At 44.2% G+C, this 3,175-nt stretch carries 3 protein-coding genes; 1 reads left to right on the top strand and 2 read right to left on the bottom strand.

Going from position 1 to position 3,175, the window contains the following annotated elements:
- Nucleotides 1-1,336 (bottom strand): glutamate formimidoyltransferase (gene ftcD / locus AB7E53_RS14765; RefSeq protein WP_446776557.1); only part of this gene is annotated, 1,336 nt, incomplete at its 3' end.
- A gap of 327 nt (nt 1,337-1,663) precedes the next feature.
- Between ftcD and AB7E53_RS14760 the strand changes: the two genes are divergently transcribed.
- Nucleotides 1,664-2,665: a malate dehydrogenase gene (locus tag AB7E53_RS14760; protein WP_446776555.1), complete on the top strand. Its 1,002-nt coding sequence runs from the start codon at nt 1,664-1,666 to the stop codon at nt 2,663-2,665.
- A gap of 73 nt (nt 2,666-2,738) precedes the next feature.
- Here AB7E53_RS14760 and AB7E53_RS14755 read toward each other — a convergent pair.
- Nucleotides 2,739-3,175 (bottom strand): hypothetical protein (locus AB7E53_RS14755; RefSeq protein WP_446776553.1); only part of this gene is annotated, 437 nt, incomplete at its 5' end.

Genomic DNA, 3,175 nt, shown 5'->3' with positions numbered 1-3,175 from the left:
CCTCCATCACCTTATTGAAAGAACGGGTATCTTCATCCACCAGATAAAGAAGTTCCCTGACTAATTCCTGTCCTCGTACCGCTGCGTCCGAGAATTCCTCCCAACGATCGTCCCAACCCGGTTTATGTGCCGAAAGATTGGCAACCATCGTTCCCAAAGCAGCACCCAAAGCTCCCATGACGGCAGCAATGGATCCTCCGCCCGGAGCAGGCGACTCGCTGGCAGTTTCAAGAATAAAACCGGTCACACTTCTGTCTACCAATCTCTCCTCTTCTTTCTTATCCAGCATATACTCGATCACCTTATTATCAACATCAAAAGGTTTAAGGTCATCCAGTCCCATCGACAGAACAGCCATACGAATAATTTCTTGTTCCGGAATACCCAGTGAGCGCTGTTGTTTACGTAAAAAATAACGTCCGGCATCCAACAATACCGATTTGGGTATCAACCCCACTATTTCGGTTCCCGTAACCCGCACTCCACGGGCAGCAGCTTTGGCGACCACCTCTTCAAAAGCAACATGCACCGGAGTAATGGCCACATTGGTTATATTCATAGAAACCTGTGCAATTCCATACTCTTTTATGAACCATCCGATTGCCGCAGTACTTTTTAACGACCCGGGGATAAAACGCTCCCTTCCCAAATCATCCTTCATGATACGCCCTACAGGCGAGCCTCCTTCACGCATAACCCTTCCGCGTTCGCGTACATCAAACGCAATCGCATTGGCCCTGCGCGTAGAAGTTGTATTTAAATTGAAATTAATAGCGATCAGAAAGTCGCGGGCCCCCACAGCTGTACACCCTGTCTGAGCAACCCTGTCCGTCCACTTTTCACCTCCAAAGTCGGGCATCTGCTCCGGAACACCAAAACGGGGTTTAAGCCCCTCGTACTCGCCTTCGCGGCAAACGGCCAGCTTTTTCCGTTCGGAACGGAATGCGGCATATTCATAACAATAAACTGGAATACCGGCTTCTTTTGCGATGCGCTCTGCCAACCGGCGGGCATATGCAGCTGTTTCATCCATCGAGATTCCCGAAACCGGAATAAGGGGGCAAACATCCGTTGCCCCCATACGAGGATGTTCGCCGTGATGCTTACGCATATCGATCAGTTGAGCGGCCTTCACCACACACAAGAAAGCTGCCTCAACAACGGCTTCTACCTCGCCTACAAAAGTAACAACGGTGCGGTTGGTAGCCCACCCCGGATCCACATCCAGCAGCTTAACTCCCGCCACACCTTCTATTGAATCGGTAATCTGTTTGATGACCGACATATCGCGTCCCTCGCTAAAATTGGGTACACATTCTACTATTCGTTTTTCCATATAAACACCAGGTTACAAAGTGATTCTTCAGGATTAACAACATGTAATCCTCTGCGCTAAAATTACATATTTTCAATTTCAAAACAACAAATCAGGGGAATTAATTTACATTTTATCACTTGAACTTATCAAATCCAGGCTTTATCCGGACATAAAGGTGACAATATTACAGATCCCTATTGGGATTGCTCAATTATAACTGTCCTCCTTCATTTATAACTTTTGCTTATAATACATTACTAATTTTGAAGATCACTTTATCTCAATATGTACTATATTTGCGTTGGGTTAAAATGATATGAGTATTAATATTTAATCGTAAAACACATGAAATTTGTAGCAAACGAAAAACTCACAATTATCGGAGCCGCCGGAATGATAGGTTCCAATATGGCTCAAACAGCCCTGATGATGAATCTGACTCCCAACATTTGTTTATATGATCCCTTTGGTCCCGCATTGGAGGGAGTAGCAGAAGAATTGAATCATTGTGCTTTTAAAGGGGTTAATATCACCTGGACAACCGATATACGTGAAGCCCTTACAGGCTCTTCTTATATCGTTTCATCCGGAGGTGCACCACGCAAAGCAGGTATGACACGTGAAGATCTTTTAAAAGGCAATGCCGAAATCGCACGCCAGTTGGGAATGGATATCAAGACCTATTGTCCGGATGTCAAACATGTGATTGTTGTATTTAATCCCGCTGATATTACAGGATTGGTTACTCTTCTGTATTCCGGATTAAAACCAACGCAGGTTTCTACACTTGCCGCACTGGACAGTACGCGCCTTCAATCGGAACTGGCTAGATACTTTAGCATTCCGGCATCCGAAATACATAACTGCCGCACTTATGGCGGACATGGAGAACAAATGGCTGTATTTGCATCTACCACTTTTATAAAAGACCGGAAATTGTCCGATCTGATCGGAACTCCGGAAATGCCTGCCGAAGATTGGAATGAATTAAAACAAAGGGTCATTCAGGGAGGAAAGCACATAATCGAACTAAGAGGCAGATCATCATTTCAAAGTCCGGCTTATCTTTCCATATGTATGATTGCAGCGGCTATGGGAGGAACCGCGTTTGAATGGCCAGCCGGGATGTATATTCAAGACGGGAAATTCGGCCATATCACCATGGCCATGGAAACGTTGATTACAGCACAAGGAATTACATATAAGGAGGTAACCGGAACAAGTGAAGAGGAGTCAGAACTGGGCGAAAGTTACACACACCTGTGCAAACTAAGAGATGAAGTTATCGAGATGGGCATCCTTCCTCCCGTAAAGGAGTGGAATAAGCTTAATACTCATATTAAATAGGTAGTCTTTAAGGTCTATTCAACAAAGAGGATTCTAATTTAGAAATCCTCTTTGTTATTTAAAAATGGTACAATTACTTAGTGCTCTTTTCTTCACCTTCTTTTATCAGCACCAGATGTTTTTTCCAATCTTCGGGGATTGAATTGATATTCACCTGGTTTTCTGCATTTTTCTCAAGTTTCACTAAACTAACATCAACAGCCTCGGTATCCAGCTTATACATCGCACCAGTTGCCGGATCGACGATAATCATACCAATAAGGCCTCCAAACAAGATGTTACCCCAATACCATCCTTCTACTTTAGAACCCACTTGTCTGGTAACAGGCTGGTATCCCTCTTTGTCGAACTTGATCATGTAATTTTCTCCTGAGAAGAATCCGTTACTTGATTTTAATTTCACAATGGCAGGCGTAGTTCCTTCGTAAACCATGGTTCCCTTTTTCCCGGTAATCGTTACATTGGCACCTTCTGGAGAAGAGTTAATGGCAACTGGATAGGTGGTTTTAG

It is taken from the genome of Macellibacteroides sp., assembly GCF_050251695.1.
Lineage (GTDB): Bacteria > Bacteroidota > Bacteroidia > Bacteroidales > Tannerellaceae > Macellibacteroides > Macellibacteroides fermentans.
This window is presented reverse-complemented; position numbering and strand designations above follow the sequence as displayed.

Bases quoted from the DNA above. Each gene is read 5' to 3' on its own strand.
- AB7E53_RS14760 (WP_446776555.1), top strand. From the start codon at position 1,664: ATGAAATTTGTAGCAAACGAAAAACTCACAATTATCGGAGCCGCCGGA.